This window comes from Empedobacter falsenii, assembly GCF_013488205.1.
Lineage (GTDB): Bacteria > Bacteroidota > Bacteroidia > Flavobacteriales > Weeksellaceae > Empedobacter > Empedobacter falsenii_C.
In genome coordinates this window covers 2,637,082-2,657,343 of the sequence record NZ_CP040908.1, presented here as the reverse complement: position 1 = coordinate 2,657,343, position 20,262 = coordinate 2,637,082, and the positions used below count along the sequence as shown (strand labels likewise).

Below are 20,262 nucleotides of genomic sequence, written 5' to 3'. Positions count from 1 at the left end.
CTGAATTTCTCAGTGCGGGATTTGTTTTTTATATTTATACAATAACACTATGTATGAAATTTAATATTTATTTTGTTTTTAGTTTTTTATTGGTTCAATTAAGTTTAGCCCAATCAACTAAATTTGAATTCGGAAATATATCCGAAGAAGAATATAACTACACAAATGTTCCATTTGAGCTAGATGCTTCAGCTGTTATTCTTTCAGAATACGGAGAATTGCAAATGAAAAATTATGGATATGTTATAAAACAATATATTCGCAAAAAGATTTTAAAACAAGATGCAATTGAAGGAAATATTCTAGAATTTACTTATAATCCTAATAATAAATATAATCGTCCAAAGATTAATAAAGTTCAGGTTTATAATAAGATTAATAATGAAATAATTATTTCTAAACTTAATAAGGCTGATATTGTAGAGGAAACAGTAGATGAAAACACTAGGAGAATAGTTTATGCTATTCCAAATATTAAGGTAGGCTCTATAATAGAATATGAAACGGAAGATGTACGTACAGCAGATTTATATGCGACACCGTGGAATTTTCAGAATGATTATCCAACTTTAACATCAAAACTAGATATTAGAATGCATACAGATTTTGATTATCGAATTTACTTGATTGGTCAAAAGCTGAATGAGAAATATGGAAACAGAAAGGCAAACAGATCTTGGGAAATTGAAAATGTTCCAAGTGTAAAGAAATTCAATAAAGTATATAATATTAGAGATTTTAAAGAGTCAATAGGATTTCAATATACAGCGGAGCAAGATTGGCATGGTACTATTTTTTCTTCTCCAACATGGACTTCATTTCGATCTGTTTTTACAAAGAAAATAGAAACTAATTTAAGAGGAGTTAATTTTAATGAGATTGCTTTAAAAATTCAGAATGGATCTTCTCAATTAGAAACATATAAAAATGTGATAGAATATGTGAAAAAAAATTACAAGACAGACAATTCTAATACTATTGATAAAATCTCAAATTTTAATTCTGGAATTTTAAGAACCAAAATAGGTTCTAATTTAGAGCTAGTTATTTTAGTTAATAAACTACTCAAATCAAAAGGAATAGAATCTCATTTAGTCATAAATAGTTATAGAGGTAGAGGAAGATTAATTATGAATTTTCCTATTGTATCAAGAATTTCGAATATTCAAAATATGTCAGTTTTAGATAATCAGATTTATCTTTTTGATGAAAATATTTTAAAAATAGTTGATGATAGTTATAAGGAGAAAATTGTTTTTCCTTATTTAGATTACTATAATCAATTGGTTTTAAAACTTGAATCTAAACAAGATGAGTTCTTTAATATTAATCCTCCCTTATCGGAGAGTTATTTAATTAATGAAATAGAGTTTAAACAAGATGATATTAGAATGAAGTCTTTAAATAAATTCAAAGGTTATTTTAACAAAGACAATCAAAAGAAATATGATTTTCCAATGTTTAATGAATTAATGTATTCGTCAGATGATATAAATAATCAAGGAGAATATTCTTCTATTAATAAGATATTTGCTGTAAAAGAGAAAAAAATAGATTATTTTGGATTTGAATTTCCGTTTAATGAAGATTTAAATTTTTTAGCCATTGATAAGGATAGAAAATATCAAGTTGAATTAGATTTTCCATTTCAAAAAGTGATTCAATTTAAATCTAAAATTCCAAATGATTTTACATTAAAACATGATAGTTTTGATAAAGAAATTAATGCTTTAGGAAATAAATTACAATATAAACAACATCTCGAAATTAAAAATAACGAATTTGTTATTTCCTATATTTTATTGATTAATCAAGCAATTATAACCAATAAAGAACTCAAAGAATATTCAGAATTTTTAAACAAAATAGCAGAAAGAAATAAGGATACAGTCATTTTAATGAAAAAGAAATAAACAAAATCCTGCATTGAATTTCTCAGTGCGGGATTTTATTTATTATTCAATCACCATCAAATTACAACCTCGCACATCCGAATGATCGAAACGTCCTAAGATTTCAAATTGATTGTGAGTTATTTTTTTACCTAAATCATCAGTTGCAATAAAACTAATCGAATTGTAATTTGCCAAATCAATCACATTTACGCCACCTGTTTTTCCCTCTTCAACATATTGGAAAGGATCTTCGGTTTCTCTGATCAAAATTCGCATCCAATTTGGCGATTTAAACGTCAAATCTCCTCGAGAATAACCTTGCGAAAGCAATTCCGTCATTCCATATTCCGAATGAATTTCATTTGTTCCGAAACCATTTTTCAAAATTGAATGCAATTCTTCGCGCGTAATTTCTTTCTTGCGACCTTTCATTCCGCCAGTTTCCATGACAATTGTATGTTGCAAATTCATTTTATAATTTTCGACAAAATCTAACAAAGCAAACGAAACACCAATCAAAATTGCTTTCTTGCCCGTTTTTTCGTGGGCAATAAGATTTTCGTACAATTCATCGTGATTATACAAGTAGAAACCACTTTTATCGCTGCCGGATTTCTCAATCCAATACTCCACCATATCAATTAGAGACGAACCTGTGCGCTCCAAATACGAAGGCAAAAGAGCAAAAATAGTGTAATCGGAAAGTGGACCATAAAATTGTTCGAAACATTTTTCTAAACTGTAATGATACAATGCCAAATCCGTAACCAAATGCTTGCTTGTCGCCATTCCAGTTGTTCCAGAACTTGTGAAAATTTTTTCCACTTCACGATTTCCCGAAATCAATTCAAATTTCTTAAAAAACTGAATCGGTAAAAAAGGAATTTCGTTGGTGTGTTTTACAGTAGAATAATCAACGTTCAAGAAATTTAAGAAGTTTTTGTAGACTTCATTTTCTTGCGCTTGATAACGGAAAACTTCCAATGCAACGTTTTGGAAATCTTCTTCGGATTGAATAGAAAAAATTTGCTTTGAATCAAACATTTTGCAAAATTACAAAATAGAGTAGAAGTGTGCGAATTTAGAAGTTAAAACCATTCAATTAATTTTATAAATCCAAGAATTATCAATAGAACTATAAAAATTAGAAATCCAAAAAATAAATATTTTATAAGTTTATCTTTAAAGGTTTCTTTATAATTATTTTCTTCTTGGTAATTTTTCTTAGGTAGAAAATTGGGAATATTTTTAGTCTTTTCGAAACTATCTTTTTCTAATTCGTTTAAAATTGATTGCAGATGAGGTGATAATTTAGTTTTATCTCCACGAAAAAGAATGTCTTTCAAAATCTGATTTCCAGAATTATTGACAGAGTTTTTGTAAATTTCGATACATCGCTCAATTTCTGAATTTCTTTCTTCTGATAAAATCCAAAATTTACCAGCTTCATCTAAAAAGCCACTTTCATAATAAATTTCAGCCAGTTTATTTCTTAAAGTCAAATCATTTGGAAATTCATTGATAAGATTTCTTAATCGTAAAGTTGCTTTGTGCTTTCGACCTTGTTCCAAATCATAATTTATTTTTTCAGATAAACTTCTTTGCATGCTATTTTTATGAAAATTTATAAATAAAACCGTCAATTCGAGTGAAATTCGTTTAGAATTTTGTATCGAGAATAAGGTTTTAGTATTTAAAATTCATCTTAATTCTCGATACAATTTTTAGAAATATATTTCTAAAAATCACTCGAATTGATGAATTTTAATTCAAGATAAGCTATTATTTAAAATATTCATCAAAATGATGTTTGAATAAAGTTGACATCGTTTCTGAAATTACACCACCAAATTGAATTTCAAAATAGATTTTATTATCTAAAAATTCAGAACCAGTAATTGCAGCTCCCCAGCCTTTTAATTCTTCTTTAAAATCATTATAATAAATTCTAAGATTTGGAATAACAACAGTATCTATCATTCTAGAATCTTCAAAATCATCATTGATTTGGATGTTATTTTCTAAACAATAATTTTTGAATAATAAATAAGGAGATTCAATATCTATAAAATTTATTTTGCCATAAACAACTCCCATCGGAACATCTGCAAATTCAAATTCTGTAGTTCCAATAATTTGCTCTTCAAGCTTTATTGTAAATGTAGTAGCCATGCAATATAATTTCTTTAAACTTACAAAAATCTACTGATTTTTTAGCTTAACAATTGTTGCATTAGCTTTGTATAGATGATCACCAAGAATTTCGTAATTCTGAATTAAATCTTTGTAGAAAAGCGCACTTGTAGTCAAAAGCTTCTCTTTTTCGATTGTCTTCATCAAATTGGCTTCGGCATCTTTGTAAATTGTATTAATCGTTTTTTCGATAAACTCCGCTTGTTTAATAGAAACTTCTTCTTGTGTTTCGTTCAAATTTTGATTTAAAATTCGCGTTGTTTGATCTAAATTGTTTTGAAATTCGACCAAATAGGTTCTCATTTTTGGTGTAAAATAACTATTTGTCATTCTACGACGACGATGAATAGACGAAATCTTAATCGCAATATCACCCACACTTTCCAAATGATGACAAAGCGTAATTAGTTGATGAATCGCAATTTTATTTTCGTTTGGTAAATCTAAATCAGCAATTTCATTCAAAAATTCATTGACTTCTCGCTCCAATTGATCACCTTCTTTTTCGAGTTCCAAAATTCGTTCACGAAAAACCAAAATTTTCTCTTCATCACTTTCAGTAATCATTCGACCAAGCGTATAAATCGTTTGTTTTGTTGTAGAAGCAAGTTTCAGAAGTTTTTTGTTGGCTTCATTTTTATATAGGTCAGAATTTGTTCCAAATGGAATCGCATAAAACTCTAACTTATTATCTGTAGATTTTACCGAGAAATACTTTTTCTGACAGTAGAAAGCCAATTTATTGATAAAAGGAGCAAATAAAATTACACCAACCAAATTACTAATGGTATCAAAAGCAATAAGCTGTATAGCAATATTCGATGAAATTGCTGAATCAATAAATTTTAAAACAATATTAGCAATCAACATAAAAATAAACGCAATTACAACATTGAAAAATGTATGAAATGCTGCGACTACTTTTGTGTATTTATCTCCAATTGCTGCAACTAAATGCGCTGTAAAAGTTGTTCCAATATTAGCTCCTAAAACAATCATTGCGGCTAATTCGATAGGTAAACCTTTGCTTGCTAATAAAATTGCAATGGTAATTGATGCTGACGAAAAGTGGACTAAAACTGTTAATAATATTCCAAATAGAATAAATAATAAATTAGTCAAAAAACCATAATGCGATAAATGTTGAAAGAATTCTTGTAACTTTTGATGACTTTCTATAGAAGGTAAAAAAGTTTTCAAGAAATATAGCGAAAGAAAAAGTAATGAAAGTGAAAATAAAATTCCACCTACTTTTCTTTGATTACGTTTTTTTGATAAATAAAATGGAAAAGCCACTAATATAAGAGGCAATGCAATTTGTATCAAATCGAATTTCATTCCGAAATAGACCAACCATAATGTAAGCGTAGTTCCGATATTTGCACCTAATATCAAACCAAATGCTTTTCGCAAATTAATCAATCCAGCATTTACAAATCCTAATATAAATACACTTGCAGCCGAGGAAGATTGTATGGCTGTTGTAAAAAAAGTACCTGTAACAATTGTCGATAAATTGTTTTTGGTTAATTTGTTTAAAGTGCGTTTAAAATTCGATCCAGATAACGCTTGTAAATTTTCGCTTAATAGTTTTATCGCAAAAATGAACAGAGCAATTGCTCCGAAAAGTTGCAAAATTTGTATGATAAGATGCATTAATGATTAATTGACCACAAAAATAGGGACTCTAATGTAAATAGAATATTATCTTTTTTACTTTTATTGAAAAAAAGTTTGATTTTTTTTTGAATTCTAAAATTCTGATTTTCAAAATTGAAGTGGTTTTTTCGAAAAAACTTCTACTTTTTTTTGAAAAAACATTTGCGAGATTCGAAAAACTGCCCTAATATTGCACCACGAAAAAGGAACAACACTTCTTTCGAGAAATGAATCTCCTGTTTTCAATTTGAAATATTCAAATAATAATATTTTTGCCGATGTAGCTCAGCTGGCTAGAGCAGCTGATTTGTAATCAGCAGGTCGTGGGTTCGAGTCCCTCTATCGGCTCAGCAAAAATATAGGTCGGGGAGATACTCAAGCGGCCAACGAGGACGGACTGTAAATCCGTTGGGTAACCTTCGCAGGTTCGAATCCTGCTCTCCCCACTAAAAAGCCGATGTAGCTCAGCTGGCTAGAGCAGCTGATTTGTAATCAGCAGGTCGTGGGTTCGAGTCCCTCTATCGGCTCCAAAAAAGTTTATATTTTACTTTTAAAACAAAAATAAAAAATCGCCGATGTAGCTCAGCTGGCTAGAGCAGCTGATTTGTAATCAGCAGGTCGTGGGTTCGAGTCCCTCTATCGGCTCTTCTTTTTTGAAGAATACTTTATTATTAGGCGGGGAGATACTCAAGCGGCCAACGAGGACGGACTGTAAATCCGTTGGGTAACCTTCGCAGGTTCGAATCCTGCTCTCCCCACAATCCATTTTAAATATTTGGAAAGCAAATCATCAAATCTTTTGATGATTTTTTTTATTAATGTGTGCATCATAAAAAAAGCCCTTTTTAAAGGACTTTTTACTTGATGATGTTCTTAATAATCTCTATTGAATATACATTCGAAATTTTTTCTATAAAACTATTAAAATCTAATGTAGAATGATCGTCGGCATCGTCTGATATTGTTCTGATGATGATAAAAGGAATATCAAATTCGTAGCAAACTTGTGCTACTGCAGCGCCTTCCATTTCGACACAAAGTATTTCGGGTAAGTTTTGTTGTAATTTTTCTTTCTGAGAATTTGTCGAGAAAAATAAATCTCCAGAACCAATTAAACCGACATGTAGTTGAGGTTGATGAATATTAAATTTATCCAAATCTTTTTCAGAAATCACATTATGCAAATGTTGCTCTTCTAAAATTTCTAAAATAGCTGTTGTCGCAACTTCTAATTGAGAAGAATCAGCCTCAAAATAAGCTTTTCCTAACATAGGGATTTCATAAGCAGGAAAAAGAGGTTGTGCATTCATATCATGTTGAATCAAACTTTGTCCTAACACAATATCTCCAATTTTTACATCAGCATGAATTCCGCCTGCAACACCTGTAAAAATCAATTCAGAAACTTTAAATTCAAGGATTAAAGTTGTAACCGTAGCAGAAGCAGCAACTTTACCAACACGAGAATAAACGACCACAACTTTTTGATTGTTTAATTCTCCAGTAAAATAACTTCTTCGACCAATTTTATGTTCTTGCTTGTTTGTTAATAAGTTGACTACACCGTTTATTTCTTGCGGTATAGCACCCATTATTCCTATTATTCTTTCGCTCATCTTTTCAATTTGAAAGCGAAGTTACCAATTTATTTTCTGTATTTGTAAACCGAACAATAAATCTCATAAATTAAGATAAATGGCAAACAAATGATAATCAAACACGTATTTAGAAGATTTTTTATCATGTTACAAAAGTAGACTTTTTTCAGAATATGTTAAAAATCAATTGTGAATTAGTCTTGGCTTGTTGTACTTTTGTAACATAAAAGTTTGAAATGAAAAAATTATCTATAGCGATTATATGCTGTGCATCAGTAATGTTGATGAATTGTACGAATAAAACAGAAGAAAAACCAGTAGAACAACCTGCTAAAACTGCTGTTACAGTGGAAGAACCAACTGAAATTGTAGAAGGTGTGATTAGAAAATCTGGAGTTGAGTGGACGGCTTATAAAACGACAGAAAAAGTAGCTGTTTCAGGACGTTTTGATGTTGTTTTGGTGAAAGATGCAAAAGAAGATGGAAAAACGCCTCAAGAAGTTTTAGAAGGTGCAAATATTATTGCAACAGTTGCTACATTAAATTCTGATCAAATTGATCGTGATCAAAAATTGAAAGATATTTTGTTCGGAAACATGATCAATACAAGCGAAATCAAAGGTCAATTACATTTCAGAGATGGTAAAACTTTCTTGAATTTAACGTTGAATAATGCTTCTAAAGAATACGAAGTAAAATCGACGTTTGAGAACAATGTTTTTTCAATTGAAACAGATGTTGATTTGATGGATTTTAACGCAGGAAAAGCGATGGAAGCTCTTAATCAGGCTTGTTTCGAATTACACAAAGGTGCGGATGGCGTTTCTAAAACATGGAGCGAAGTACACATCAAAGGTCAAGTAGAATTTAGCGATAGTTTCGGTAAATAATTCAAAAAATAAATAATTAATTTTAAGGCTACATTTTTGTAGTCTTAATTTTTATAAATAAATCAGTAAAAAATGAATTGGATAATTTTACTAATCGCAGGTTTGTGTGAAGTCGGTTTCGCATCATGTCTTGGAAAAGCAAAAGAAGCAACCGGAAATGACACCTATTTATGGTATGGCGGCTTCTTATTTTTCTTAACGGTGAGCATGGTTTTGTTGGTAAAAGCAACGCAAACATTACCAATCGGAACGGCTTATGCAGTTTGGACGGGAATTGGAGCGGTCGGAACAGTTTTGGTCGGAATTTTTATTTTTAAAGAACCGGCAAGTTTTTGGCGCGTTTTTTTCTTAACGACTTTAATCTGCTCAATTATTGGATTAAAATTTGTGTCAAATTAACTAAAACTATTGTGTTGATTTATGGAGAATTTTAATGTTTTTGATCAAGAGGAATTTATTCAGCAAACTGTCGAGAATAAACGTTTGAAAAAAGATTTGATTCAAACGATTTTTATTCAGCATGGTTATTTAATTATTTCTCAAAATGACCAAGAAATTAAACTTAAACAACACGATGTTTTCTTCCCAGAACCTAATAAATCTTATCAAATAATTTCAAAATCATCTGATTTAGAATTATTGAGTTTAGTCTTAACCAAAAAGATTTTAGATACGTCGATTATCGATTTGAGTGGTTATGAATACAACCAATTTTTTGGCGAAAGCAGAGTTAATAATTATCATTTCAATGAAATAGAATTTTCTGCTTTAATAGAGCTTTTATTGCAGTTAAAGTTGCGTTTGCAAGAGAAATCGACCAAATTCGTGCGTTATTTACAATTCAATTTATTTTATGCGATTGTTTACACAACGTTTAGCGAACTTTCGAAACAACAAACAATTATTGTAAGAAAAGGAACGCGAAAAGATGATATTGTAAAACGTTTTTTGAATGACTTAAATAAGGGTTATACAGAAAATAGAGATGCAAAATATTATGCAGATAAACTGAATATTACAGTTAGATATTTAACTGAATGTTGTAAATCAATAACGGGTAGAACGACAAAAGAATTAATCAGTTCTGTTGTGATTCGCGAATCGAAAGTATTGTTGAGTGAAACAACTAAAACAATCTCTGAAATTTCGAATGAGTTAAACTTTTCTGACCAATATTCATTCGGAAATTTTTTTAAAAAACATCTAAAAATTAGTCCAACTCAATTTAGAAAAAGTTTACAATAACTTCCGTTTTGGACATCTTTAGGCTACTTTTCAAACTTTTTTTAATCTCGATTTTTATCATCTTTGTTACTATCAAAAGGGTCACTATAATTTTATAGTAAAAACAGAGGTGTTTTTTTGATGGCGAAAGCTAACAAAAGTGAGTAGAGTATTACTAAAAGTTTATATCACCTCTGTTTTTTCTAAAATAATGTTTTTAAAATTAATAGTTCCGAAAAAGTTTAAAATAGTTCTAAGTTTACTGATATTTGAAAAGAAGTAATCCAAAAACCCAAAATGATTATTTTGACCATTTGACAAAAAATAAAAAGAGAACCTAAAAAATTAAGTTCTCTTTTTCTATATTTTATAGATATTTAAGTGGAAATCACCTTTTTTTGAAAGGTGATTTTTTTATGCTTTAAATAATTCATTCAAGTTTACTCCACCGAAGTTTCCTGAACTCATCATCAAAAATACTTTATCTTTTTTATCTAAACTTTCGATATAATCTTGCAATTGTTCACCATTCGTAAACACCAAAATCGAATCGTCTCCAAACGCTTTTTTGATATCTTCTGGAGAAATCATTTCCATACGTTTTATTTCTAACGCTTCTGGGCTATACATTACAATTTTGATATCAGCTTTATCTAAAGCGCTTTTGTATTGAACCAAAAACTCAGGATTCAAAGACGAATAGGTATGGATTTCTAAACATCCCACAACTGTTTTATCTGTATATTGTTCTTTTACAGCATTGGTTACCGAAGTTACTTTACTTGGCGCATGAGCAAAATCTTTATACGCAACAAAATCAGAAGTACGATTAATTAATTCCAAACGTTTAGATGCTCCCTTAAATGATTGAATTGCTTCGTTGAAGTCATCATCCATTACACCTAATTGTTTACAAATTGCACGAGCGCCTTCTAAATTCATCAAATTATGATTACCAAAGACTTCTAATGGAATTGGACCATCTTCTGTTTCGATAAAAGTGATTCCATTTTCGATAAAATGTTCTGGTAAATGATAAGGAAATTTCTTGATTGCTTTCTCAGTTTCTTCTACAACTTTTACAACTTCTTCATCTGTTTCATTGTAAATTAAAGCACCTCCATTCACGATAGATTCTACGAATTTTGAGAATTGAGAAGTATAATCTGCAAACGTTGGAAAAACATTGATATGATCCCAAGCAATACCAGAAATCAACGCAATATTTGGTTGATACAACAAGAATTTTGAACGACGATCTAAGGCAGAAGATAAATATTCATCTCCTTCCATAATCATAAATTCGTTGTCTTCTGTCAATTTTACCATCACATCAAAACCATCTAATTGCGCACCAACCATATAATCTACATCGATATTATGATAATGCAAAACGTGAAGAATCATTGATGTAATCGTCGTTTTTCCATGTGAACCACCAATCACAACACGCGTTTTATCTTTCGATTGTTCGTACAAATATTCTGGATATGAATAGATTTTTAAACCTAATTCTTGCGCACGTAACATTTCAGGATTATCAGCGTGAGCGTGCATACCTAAAATCACAGCATCTAAATCTGTTGTAATTTTTTCTGGAAACCAACCCATTTCTTCTGGTAAAATACCACGTTGATCCAAACGTGTTTTCGAAGGTTCGAAAATTGCGTCATCAGACCCCGTTACTTGATAACCTTTTTCGTGCAAAGCAATCGCCAAATTGTGCATTGCACTTCCACCAATTGCAATAAAATGAACTTTTTTCATTTTGTATGTTGTATTCTTTTAGTCTTTTTTATTTTCTTCGTCGTAGCCCATTTCTTCGAAATCATCAAACTCTTCGTCATCTTCGTTCAAATAATCATCCAATGATTTTTCACTATTTTCAGCAAGAATTTCGTCCATTGGTCGAACCTTATTAAACTCTGGCGCTTGCTCAATTGCATTCATAATTTTTTTCATGATTGCATCGCTCGAATCATTTTCATAATCGATTTCCAAAGGCTCTTTGAATGTCATTGTCGCATTAATTCCACGTTTTTTGATGCGCAAACCTTTTTTATCAAAAGCTCTACGAAAACCATCAATCACAACTGGAATTACAATTGGTTTATTCTTCTTGATTAAATGCGCAGTTCCACGACGACCAGGCGCAAATGCAGTTGTGGTCCCTTGCGGAAACGTTACGACCCAACCACTTTGCAACGCAATATCGATATTGTTAATTTCGCTTAAATCTACTTTTCTATTTACATTTTCTCCTTTTGCACGCCACGTTCTTTTTACGGTTACCGCTCCTGTGTAGGCAAATAATTTCGTCAAAAGATTATCTTTCATCGTTTCCTCTGCGGCAACGTAATAAAAATCAATCTTAGGATTAAGTAAATAAATTGGATTTTTAATAGTATCAATAAAACCATTTTTTACACTACAAAATACATGATACATCGCAAAAACATCAGCAAAATAAGTTTGATGATTCGAAACGAATAATACATTTTGAGCTGGCAAATGAACCAAGTTTTTTGTACCACTAACTTTTAGTTTATTAAAACCATTATAACGGTTATAGGTAAATGATCCTAATAAGAAAATTAACGTCCTTTTTAGGAAATATAGATGTCCAAATGAATCGCGAAATGCGTTCTTTTTCTTTGCTTTTTGAGACACGAGTTCTTAATTGTTTAAGTTACAAATTTAATACGATTTTTAGATAATCTTTAAATTCTTCTAAAATCATTGCCGTTGCGCCCCAAAGAAATTCATCGTCACCAATGTTATAACCAGGAATTTCGACAACTTGACCAGAAAATTCTCTCTCAAAAACTTCGTAATCAGCATTCAAAAAAGCTTCCAAATTTAATGGAACAACATATTGTACTTCACGCTCATCTGGATTGAAATGTGGCTCTCCATGATAAATTCCGATATAAGGATAAACCAAGAAATTGCTTGGCGGAATATACATTTCGCTCAATTGTCTTACAATCTCAATGTTTTCGTAATCTACACCAAGTTCTTCCACTGTTTCACGAATAGCAGTTTCATCAAAACTAATATCTTGTTCTTCAAATTGTCCACCTGGTAAAGAAAACTGATGCGAATGCGCTCCTTCGTACGAAACACGCATGGTTACTGGAAATTCAATTTCGCCATCTTCGTTTTGATACAATAAAATCATGACAGACGCACTTCTTGGATTGGTACGTTTTACATATTCTAAATCAAATTTTTGACGATATGGAGGTGAAAGCTTTTGGTGTGATTCCCAACTAGGCAATTCTTCAACACTTTCGGCTAATAAATATTTTAATTCTTCTAAATCTAAATACAAAATGGATTGATTTTTAGGGTAATAAAAAAGAGTGAAATTTTTCCTCACTCTTTTTCAAAGATAATTATTTTCGTCGAAGAAAATTCAATCTTTTCGGTAAGGTTTATTAATTATTTAACTTTTAAGATTTAGCTTAAATATTTTCCATCGTTTGAATGAAAAACAGAATGTTTTTGAAATTTCACATTATAAGTTTAACTTCGTTAGGTCTAAAAATAATAAAAATGTTTAATAAAAAACTTTTTTACGGAATGATGGTAGGATCGTCAATCCTAGCCACTTCTTGTAGCGAAAAGTCAACAAATAGTATGTGGAACGATAAAAATCCTTTTTTTGAAGTGAGCACTTTGCCTTACCAAACTGCTGATTTTTCGAAAATTAAAAACGAAGATTTCAAACCTGCTTTGGTGCAAGGAATGGCTGAACAATTAGTCGAAATCAATAAAATTGCTAATAATTCTGAAGCACCAACTTTTGAAAATACATTAGTTGAGATGGAAAAATCTGGTCAATTATTAACACGAGTTAATCATGTTTTTGGATTATTGACAGGTGCAAATACAAACGAAACATTGCAAGCAGTAGAGGAGGAGATGTCTCCTAAATTTGCCGCTCATAGCGATGCAATTTATTTGAATGATAAATTATTTCAACGTGTAAAAACTTTACATGACAATAAAAAATCATTGAATTTAGATAAAGAATCATCTCGTTTGTTAGATGTGTATTATCAACGATTTGAATTGGCTGGAGCAAATTTATCTGCTGCACAAAAAGATGAATTGAAAAAATTGAATGGAGAAATTGCTTCTTTAGAAACTAAATTCTCAAATCAATTATTAAAAGGAACAAAATCTGGTGGCGTTACTTTTTCGAAAGAAGAATTAGCTGGTTTGAGTGATGCTGATTTAGAAGCTTTCAAACAAGCTGATGGAACATATTTAATCAGTTTATTGAATACAACGCAACAACCTGAATTGCAAAATATGATTAATGCAGCTTCAAGAAAAAAATTATTTGATGCAGCTTGGATTAGAACAGAGAAAAAAGACGAAAACGATACACGTGCTACAATTTTAACTTTGGTTAAAAAACGTGCGGAGAAAGCTAAATTATTAGGTTTTTCGAATTATGCAGAATGGAATTTGCAAGATCAAATGGCGCAAAATCCTACAGCAGCAAAAGGAATTTTGAATCAAATGATTCCAGCGGCAACTGCAATGGCACAAAAAGATGCAAAAGAATTTGAAGCGTTAGCGAAGAAAGAAAATCCTGCAAATACATTAACAGCTGCGGATTGGAATTATTATGCGGAGAAAGTACGTAAAGAGAAATATGATATTGACGAAAATGAAATGAAACCTTATTTCGTTTTGGATTCAGTTGTAGAGAATGGAATTTTCTTTATGGCGAAAGAATTGTACGGAATTTCATTCAAAAAGCGCACAGATATTCCTACTTGGCACGAAGATGTAAAAGTGTACGAATTGTTTAATGAAGATGGTTCTCAATTGGGATTATTTTATACCGATTATTTCAAAAGAGATTCTAAACAAGGAGGTGCTTGGATGAGTAATCTTGTAGAGCAATCGCACTTATTTGGAACAAAACCTGTTATTTATAATGTCGGAAACTACACAAAACCTGCAAATGGTCAACCTGCGTTGATTTCGTATGATGATGTAGTGACGACTTTCCATGAATTTGGACATGCGTTGCACGGTTTCTTTGCAAATCAAAAATATCCAACTTTATCTGGAACAAATGTTTCGAGAGATTTTGTTGAGTTTCCATCGCAATTTCACGAGCATTATGTAACGGAACCATCTATCCTAAAAAATTATGCGAAGCATTACCAAACAGGAGCTGCTATTCCTGATGCGTTGGTAGAAAAAATGAAAAAAGCATCTAATTTTAATAAAGGTTATACGTTAACAGAATTACTTTCTGCTGCGGCTTTAGATTTGTCTTGGCACACTGTTTCTGTCGATAAAACAATAACAAGTGTAGATGATTTTGAGAAACAAGCCTTAATTGATAATAAAACAAATTTACCACAAGTTCCGCCTCGTTACCGTTCTTCTTACTTTAGCCATATTTTTGGCGGAGGATATGCAGCTGGATATTTTGCGTATATCTGGGCAGAAATGTTAGATCATGATGCATACCAATGGACAATAGAAAATGGAGGAATGTCACGTAAAAATGGTCAAATTTTGAGAGATAAAGTATTTTCTCAAGGAAATTCGGACGATTTGAATGTGATTTACAAAAATTTTAGAGGTAAAAACCCTTCAATTGAGCCTATGTTAAAATATCACGGATTGAAATAATCATTCTAAAATATTAACATCTTAAAAATCCAAGACATAGTTCTTGGATTTTTTTCGTTTTATGAATAAATTTGCAGCTATAAAAACAAGTATAAATGGGAAGAGCATTTGAATTTAGAAAAGGACGTAAATTAAAACGTTGGGCGGCAATGTCTAAAGCGTTTACTAAAATTGGGAAGGATATCGTAATGGCAGTAAAAGCAGGAGGACCTGATCCGCATTCAAATTCTCATCTTCGTGCGGTGATTCAGAATGCGAAGGCTGTTAACATGCCAAAAGATAACATCGAACGCGCAATCAAAAAAGCATCTGATAAAAATACAGAAAACTATAAGGAAGTTATTTTCGAAGGTTATGGACCTCACGGAATTGCTATTTTAGTTGAAACTTCTACAAATAACAACAATCGTACAGTAGCTAACGTTCGTTCTTATTTCAGTAAATGTAATGGACAATTAGGAACGCAAGGTTCTGTTGAATTTATGTTTGATCATATCTGTAATTTCAAAATTCAAAAACCTGAAAATTTAGATTTAGAGGAATTAGAATTTGAAATGATTGACTTTGGAGTAGAGGAGATTTTTGAGGATGAAGATGGAATTGTATTAATTGCACCTTTCGAGAATTACGGAACAATCTTCAAATCTTTGGAAGAAGGTGGATATGAAATTATTTCATCAGAATTTGAAAGAATTCCACAAACAACAAAAGAATTAACAGAAGAACAAAAAGCTGACATCGAGAAATTGTTGGAGAAATTTGACGAAGATGAGGACGTCAATAACGTTTATCATACGATGAAAGAAGACGAAGAAGAGGAAGAATAATCTTTTTTGAAAAGAATAATATGAAAACCGTTTAATTTATTTTAAACGGTTTTTTTTATCTTTAACTATAATTGAATTTTTGAGAATGATAAAAATTTTTACTTTACTTGGTTTGATTTTACAATTTGTTGCTTTTTGGATGGCTGCGCCAGAAATTCTTGGAGCTGATTGGTTAAAAAAGACTGAAGAAATGATTCGAAAAGCAATTAATCAATTACCACAATTGATACTAGCTGTATTAGGAATGGCGATGGGAATGATGTTTTATCATTCGATGAGTTCTATTTTGATATTTACAGTTGTTATGGTGATTATAATTTTATTATTGATTTTCTATAAAAAAGTAGAAAAGCTTTTGGACGAAAAAATCTCGAAACCATTGGTCAATAAATTAATCATAAACGAAACATTTCGCTTTACTTTATTGAAGTTTGCAGCCTTGTTTTTCACGCTTGGTTTCCTTATTCAGATAGCTTTGGTAATTATTGTATAATTTTTTTAAAAAATATTTATTTGATACTGAATAAACTAAGTTTTTGTATTAAAAAAACTTTAAATTAAGGTTTGCAAATTCGAAAAAGCGTTCTATATTTGCACTCGCAATACCGCAATAAACTGCGTTATTGGAGAGTTGGCAGAGTGGTCGAATGCGGCAGTCTTGAAAACTGTTGAGGGTCACACCTCCGGGGGTTCGAATCCCTCACTCTCCGCTAAAAGCTTGAACATTTGTTCAAGCTTTTTTTTTGTATTATTTTCTACTTCCAAAAATTCCAAACTTTACCATCAAAAAAGGCAATTGTTTTTGATGTGATATCGTAACACATTAGTCCTGGATAAGGAGAAATAATATCATTGATAACGTCGTTTACACGAGGTAAAACCATTGCTTTATCAGTAGATTCTAAAACTAAAATTCCTTTTGCATCAGTTTTTTCAGAACCAACTATTACACCCTCGCCATTATCTGTTGAAGAATTAGTAATGATTGAAGATTTATCTCCGGTATCTGATAAATCAATCCAACTATTGTTTTCGTACATTTTTACTTTAGCATCTGTTTGATCAAACATAAAAGTACCATTAGTAACTTCGGTAGATGTTGTTGTGTTTGCAGGTAAAATTATTCCTTTAGAATTATTGTCTTCGAATTGTAAAAGTGTTGATTCTGTAGTGTTTACACTTTTTTCATCCGTTGCTATAATTAACTGAGCTTTCGCTTCATTCATTGCAAGTGCAACAAATAAAGATAGATATATTAAAAATTTCATGTTTATTGTTTAATTATTACAAGATTTTTTGATGCAGCTCCAAGCAGAGCCATTATAAAGTTTGACACATTTATCTGTAGTATCGTAAATAATCATTCCTTCAAGAGGTTTTAAAATCTGAGAAGAAGTTGTACGACTTATCACCAATCCTTTGTTACTCGATTGCAAAGCAAGAAATCCATTTGCAATATTAGAAGGAAAATTATCATTTTGACTATAAGAAGAAATTCCAACATTTGTATATCCTTTTGGAGTTCCAATTATAGGATTTTGAGTACATGTTGTCGTATCAAAAGAGAATTTCAACGTTATAAGTGCCGTCGAACAAACTCCAAGTGTATTACATACTTGATAACGCAAAGGTTCAGTCGGAACAGTTGCACCTTCTGCTACTGTAATTTCTCCAGTTTCTGGATTTAACGTAATTCCATCAGGCCAATTATCAATTGTTGCAATTGTTGTGTTTTTATCATTTCCAGATAATATTATTTTAGCTAATTCTTCATTATAAGTGTCATTAGAAATAATATTAAATGTACGATCTGTAGAAGTTACAATAAAAGAATCGTTATTCGCTTTTATGACAGCGTCGATTTCTGGGCTATTTGAACAATCAATTACATTTGCATCATCAGTTGTTTCTTCAAGTATAATGTCGTCTACGTAAAAATCGTTTCCTCCATCTGCTATTACATTATTACGTAACGCAATTGCAATCGAAGAGCAGCTTTTACTATCAGGTACTTTGAAACTCCAAGATTTTTGTTCCCATTTATTTGCTTCCGTTAATCTCATTACATTATTGGAACCATCATAGAAATTTGTGATACCTAAATCTTTGTTCGATGATCCTAAAATTTCTTCTGTTGTAATATTCTGCGCTTCGAAATTTACACCAACATTATTTCTTCCAGAGCCATAAAACCAAGCTGATATTTTATACGTTTTTCCTGGTTCTAAAACCACAACACGTCTATAATATTGATTCAAAACTTTACCTCCATTTACGACTAAGACTGCGCCATCATCAGAAGAGTCGGTATGATTTTGAATTTTCTGCCACCAACTACCTTTCCAGAAATTATTTCCATCAGGAGCGTCAGTTGTAAAATCGTAAATATTTTTTGGCGCAATTACAGCGTAATATCCGTTATCAATATTCCAAATATCTTGGTTTGATGTAGCTCGACTTGTTTTACTTGGATTTGGTGCTTCTTGAAAATATTGATCTGCCAAATGATAAAAACTAGATCCGTGACTATCAAATTTCTCTAAATTATTATCGTTTCCAGATTGTGGTACATATTGCGAACCAATTCTTGTAGTAGATTTTCCAAAATCTTCATTAAATATTACATTTATAGTTTGACTGTAAAGCATACCAACGCTCAGTACAAATCCTAAAAGGAAGTATATCTTCTTCATATTCTCTCTTCATTTTTATACAGAAAAAATTATCTTTACGAGAACAAAATTATGTTTGTAAAAAATAAATAATCTGTAATTTATCTAAACCGGTGAAAATTAATTTACATAATTTCAATAAATACTATACAAAGTGTTAAAATTCAATAAGTTTAACATTTTGTAAAATATTTATCGATTAAAAACGTTTAAATCATTTTATGAAACTAAATTATCCAATTCAACTTACTTATGATGATTTTGGACATACGCTTCATCATAATCAAATTCAATCGGTTGATGGCAATTATCTTGTTTTTGATACACGTAATGATGACACAAAAATAGGAGAAACTTCTTCCATCTGTTTACTTCACACGAATACTTACGAATCCGAAATTATTTATACCACAAATAGTCAAACAGAATTTGGTCCTGGTGTTGGTGCAGCCTCATTTTCGCAAATTGAGAATAAAGTTATTTTTATACATGGTATTCGAAATGCAAATCAAGCAAATCCATATTCGCCAACAAGAAGAACAGGTGTCGCAATTGATCTAGAATTTCCAAATCAGCCTATTTTTATGGATGCACGAAATATAAATTTTCCCTTTACAAATGGTGCTTTGCGTGGAGGAACACATTCACATTCTTGGAAAAAAGAAAAGAATTGGATTAGTTTTACCTACAACGATTATGTCTTGGAACAAGAATCTAAACAAAATTCTACCATAAAAGATCAGCGAGTGGTTGGAATGATGTTTCCAAAAAAAGTTGAGGTTGATTTTGATAAAACATTAGAAAATAATTCTGGTGAAATGTTCTCGATTATCGTTTCGAAAATAGTGACAAATCCTAAAAATGGAAGTGATGAAGTCGAAAAAGCTTTTGATGAATGTTGGATTAACTCAACAAACAATATCGCATTTCAGGGACATGTGCGTGATGAAAAAGGGAATTTGAAAACGGAAATTTTTATTGCTGAAATTCCAAATGAAATAAGGTTTGATGAAAACGATAATTTAAAAGGAACTTTAACTACTTTGCCAGATGTACCAAGTTGTATTTCGCAGAAACGAATCACTTTTACTCAACATGGAATTAGTAATTTTAGACATTGGTTACGTTCTTCTCCTGATGGGAAAATCATCTATTTTTTGATGGAAGATGAATTTGATAAGACGCAATTATTTGGTGTAAATTTAGTTTCGAATGAAATTATTCAATATTCTTTTTTAGAAAATTCGATTACCTCTCCATTCAATCTTTCACCAAACGGAAAATATGCTATTTATTTTGTTAACGATAAAATATATCTAAATGATTTAACCGAAAAAAAATCTAAACAAATCTATCAAGTTCAAAAAATCAATAATGAATTAACGGGAATTCCGCATTTTTCTAACGATGGAAAAAAAATCTATTTTAATCAATTTGTTTCAAATAATTTCAATGAAAAGTTTATTCAAATCTTCGAATTAGAGTTATTAAACAAAATTGAAATATGTTAAAGTTCAAAGTTTTCTAAAAAATATTTGTCCCTTATAAAAAATATTTCTAATTTTAGTACAGATACTTAACCGAACCTAAGGTCTATGCTCTTATTCGAGTCTAACCAATGGGAATAAGAACTAAAA

At 30.8% G+C, this 20,262-nt stretch carries 18 protein-coding genes and 6 tRNA genes; 14 read left to right on the top strand and 10 right to left on the bottom strand.

Annotation, left to right across the window (positions count from 1 at the left end; all coding sequences use genetic code 11):
* Positions 1-53 precede the first annotated feature (53 nt).
* Positions 54-1,913 (top strand): DUF3857 domain-containing protein, encoded by a 1,860-nt coding sequence (locus FH779_RS12370; RefSeq protein WP_180904930.1) that lies wholly within the window; start codon positions 54-56, stop codon positions 1,911-1,913.
* Positions 1,914-1,955: 42 nt separating this feature from the next.
* Here the strand turns inward: FH779_RS12370 and FH779_RS12365 are convergent, their stop codons facing one another.
* The 4 genes from FH779_RS12365 to FH779_RS12350 all read right to left on the bottom strand — a co-directional run bounded on the left by FH779_RS12365 (position 1,956) and on the right by FH779_RS12350 (position 5,744).
* Positions 1,956-2,939: a long-chain-fatty-acid--protein ligase gene (locus FH779_RS12365; protein ID WP_038334559.1), complete on the bottom strand. Its 984-nt coding sequence runs from the start codon at positions 2,937-2,939 to the stop codon at positions 1,956-1,958.
* 44 nt (positions 2,940-2,983) lie between these two features.
* Entirely contained in the window at positions 2,984-3,502 is a 519-nt protein-coding gene (locus FH779_RS12360) for a DUF6584 family protein (RefSeq protein ID WP_180904929.1), read from the bottom strand.
* A gap of 175 nt (positions 3,503-3,677) precedes the next feature.
* Entirely contained in the window at positions 3,678-4,067 is a 390-nt protein-coding gene (locus tag FH779_RS12355) for a hypothetical protein (protein ID WP_180904928.1), read from the bottom strand.
* 30 nt (positions 4,068-4,097) lie between these two features.
* Complete coding sequence (locus FH779_RS12350; RefSeq protein WP_180904927.1) at positions 4,098-5,744, bottom strand: Na/Pi cotransporter family protein; 1,647 nt, start codon at positions 5,742-5,744, stop codon at positions 4,098-4,100.
* Positions 5,745-6,021: 277 nt separating this feature from the next.
* On the opposite strand from FH779_RS12350, the gene FH779_RS12345 reads away from it, so the two are divergent.
* The 5 genes from FH779_RS12345 to FH779_RS12325 all read left to right on the top strand — a co-directional run bounded on the left by FH779_RS12345 (position 6,022) and on the right by FH779_RS12325 (position 6,505).
* A tRNA-Thr gene (locus FH779_RS12345) sits at positions 6,022-6,095 on the top strand.
* Between the two features lie 17 nt (positions 6,096-6,112).
* Positions 6,113-6,193, top strand: a tRNA-Tyr gene (locus FH779_RS12340).
* A gap of 7 nt (positions 6,194-6,200) precedes the next feature.
* Positions 6,201-6,277 (top strand) — tRNA-Thr (locus FH779_RS12335).
* A 41-nt stretch (positions 6,278-6,318) separates the two neighbouring features.
* Positions 6,319-6,392: transfer RNA gene (locus tag FH779_RS12330), tRNA-Thr, on the top strand.
* Between the two features lie 32 nt (positions 6,393-6,424).
* Positions 6,425-6,505 (top strand) — tRNA-Tyr (locus FH779_RS12325).
* 99 nt (positions 6,506-6,604) lie between these two features.
* Here the strand turns inward: FH779_RS12325 and FH779_RS12320 are convergent.
* Positions 6,605-7,363, bottom strand: a complete 759-nt coding sequence (locus FH779_RS12320; protein WP_125348831.1) for a 5'-methylthioadenosine/adenosylhomocysteine nucleosidase — start codon at positions 7,361-7,363, stop codon at positions 6,605-6,607.
* A 218-nt stretch (positions 7,364-7,581) separates the two neighbouring features.
* Between FH779_RS12320 and FH779_RS12315 the strand changes: the two genes are divergently transcribed.
* The 3 genes from FH779_RS12315 (at position 7,582) to FH779_RS12305 (ending at position 9,480) form a co-directional block, all read left to right on the top strand.
* Positions 7,582-8,235, top strand: coding sequence for a YceI family protein (locus FH779_RS12315; protein ID WP_180904926.1), 654 nt, complete (start codon positions 7,582-7,584; stop codon positions 8,233-8,235).
* A gap of 72 nt (positions 8,236-8,307) precedes the next feature.
* Positions 8,308-8,634 (top strand): DMT family transporter, encoded by a 327-nt coding sequence (locus FH779_RS12310; protein WP_180904925.1) that lies wholly within the window; start codon positions 8,308-8,310, stop codon positions 8,632-8,634.
* 21 nt (positions 8,635-8,655) lie between these two features.
* Positions 8,656-9,480, top strand: coding sequence for a helix-turn-helix domain-containing protein (locus FH779_RS12305; RefSeq protein ID WP_180904924.1), 825 nt, complete (start codon positions 8,656-8,658; stop codon positions 9,478-9,480).
* 393 nt (positions 9,481-9,873) lie between these two features.
* On the opposite strand, the gene FH779_RS12300 is transcribed toward FH779_RS12305, so the two are convergent.
* Genes FH779_RS12300 through FH779_RS12290 form a run of 3 tightly spaced genes read right to left on the bottom strand, consistent with a single transcriptional unit; the run spans position 9,874 to position 12,793 of the window.
* Entirely contained in the window at positions 9,874-11,226 is a 1,353-nt protein-coding gene (locus tag FH779_RS12300; RefSeq protein WP_180904923.1) for a UDP-N-acetylmuramate--L-alanine ligase, read from the bottom strand.
* 18 nt (positions 11,227-11,244) lie between these two features.
* Positions 11,245-12,129, bottom strand: coding sequence for a lysophospholipid acyltransferase family protein (locus tag FH779_RS12295; RefSeq protein ID WP_038334575.1), 885 nt, complete (start codon positions 12,127-12,129; stop codon positions 11,245-11,247).
* Between the two features lie 19 nt (positions 12,130-12,148).
* Positions 12,149-12,793: an NUDIX hydrolase gene (locus FH779_RS12290; protein WP_180904922.1), complete on the bottom strand. Its 645-nt coding sequence runs from the start codon at positions 12,791-12,793 to the stop codon at positions 12,149-12,151.
* A gap of 224 nt (positions 12,794-13,017) precedes the next feature.
* On the opposite strand from FH779_RS12290, the gene FH779_RS12285 reads away from it, so the two are divergent.
* The 4 genes from FH779_RS12285 to FH779_RS12270 all read left to right on the top strand — a co-directional run bounded on the left by FH779_RS12285 (position 13,018) and on the right by FH779_RS12270 (position 16,663).
* Positions 13,018-15,126 (top strand): M3 family metallopeptidase, encoded by a 2,109-nt coding sequence (locus FH779_RS12285; protein WP_180904921.1) that lies wholly within the window; start codon positions 13,018-13,020, stop codon positions 15,124-15,126.
* 95 nt (positions 15,127-15,221) lie between these two features.
* On the top strand, positions 15,222-15,953 hold the full coding sequence (locus tag FH779_RS12280) for a YebC/PmpR family DNA-binding transcriptional regulator (RefSeq protein WP_180904920.1): 732 nt from the start codon (positions 15,222-15,224) through the stop codon (positions 15,951-15,953).
* An 85-nt stretch (positions 15,954-16,038) separates the two neighbouring features.
* A complete protein-coding gene (locus FH779_RS12275) occupies positions 16,039-16,446 on the top strand; it encodes a hypothetical protein (RefSeq protein WP_180904919.1) in 408 nt (135 codons plus the stop codon).
* 132 nt (positions 16,447-16,578) lie between these two features.
* A tRNA-Ser gene (locus FH779_RS12270) sits at positions 16,579-16,663 on the top strand.
* A 45-nt stretch (positions 16,664-16,708) separates the two neighbouring features.
* On the opposite strand, the gene FH779_RS12265 is transcribed toward FH779_RS12270, so the two are convergent.
* A complete protein-coding gene (locus tag FH779_RS12265) occupies positions 16,709-17,221 on the bottom strand; it encodes a hypothetical protein (RefSeq protein WP_244957956.1) in 513 nt (170 codons plus the stop codon).
* A 9-nt stretch (positions 17,222-17,230) separates the two neighbouring features.
* The gene (locus tag FH779_RS12260) at positions 17,231-18,646 is read right to left on the bottom strand and encodes a hypothetical protein (protein ID WP_180904918.1); all 1,416 of its coding nucleotides are present in this window, start codon (positions 18,644-18,646) and stop codon (positions 17,231-17,233) included.
* 200 nt (positions 18,647-18,846) lie between these two features.
* Between FH779_RS12260 and FH779_RS12255 the strand changes: the two genes are divergently transcribed.
* Entirely contained in the window at positions 18,847-20,136 is a 1,290-nt protein-coding gene (locus FH779_RS12255) for a DUF3748 domain-containing protein (RefSeq protein ID WP_180904917.1), read from the top strand.
* Positions 20,137-20,262 lie beyond the last annotated feature (126 nt).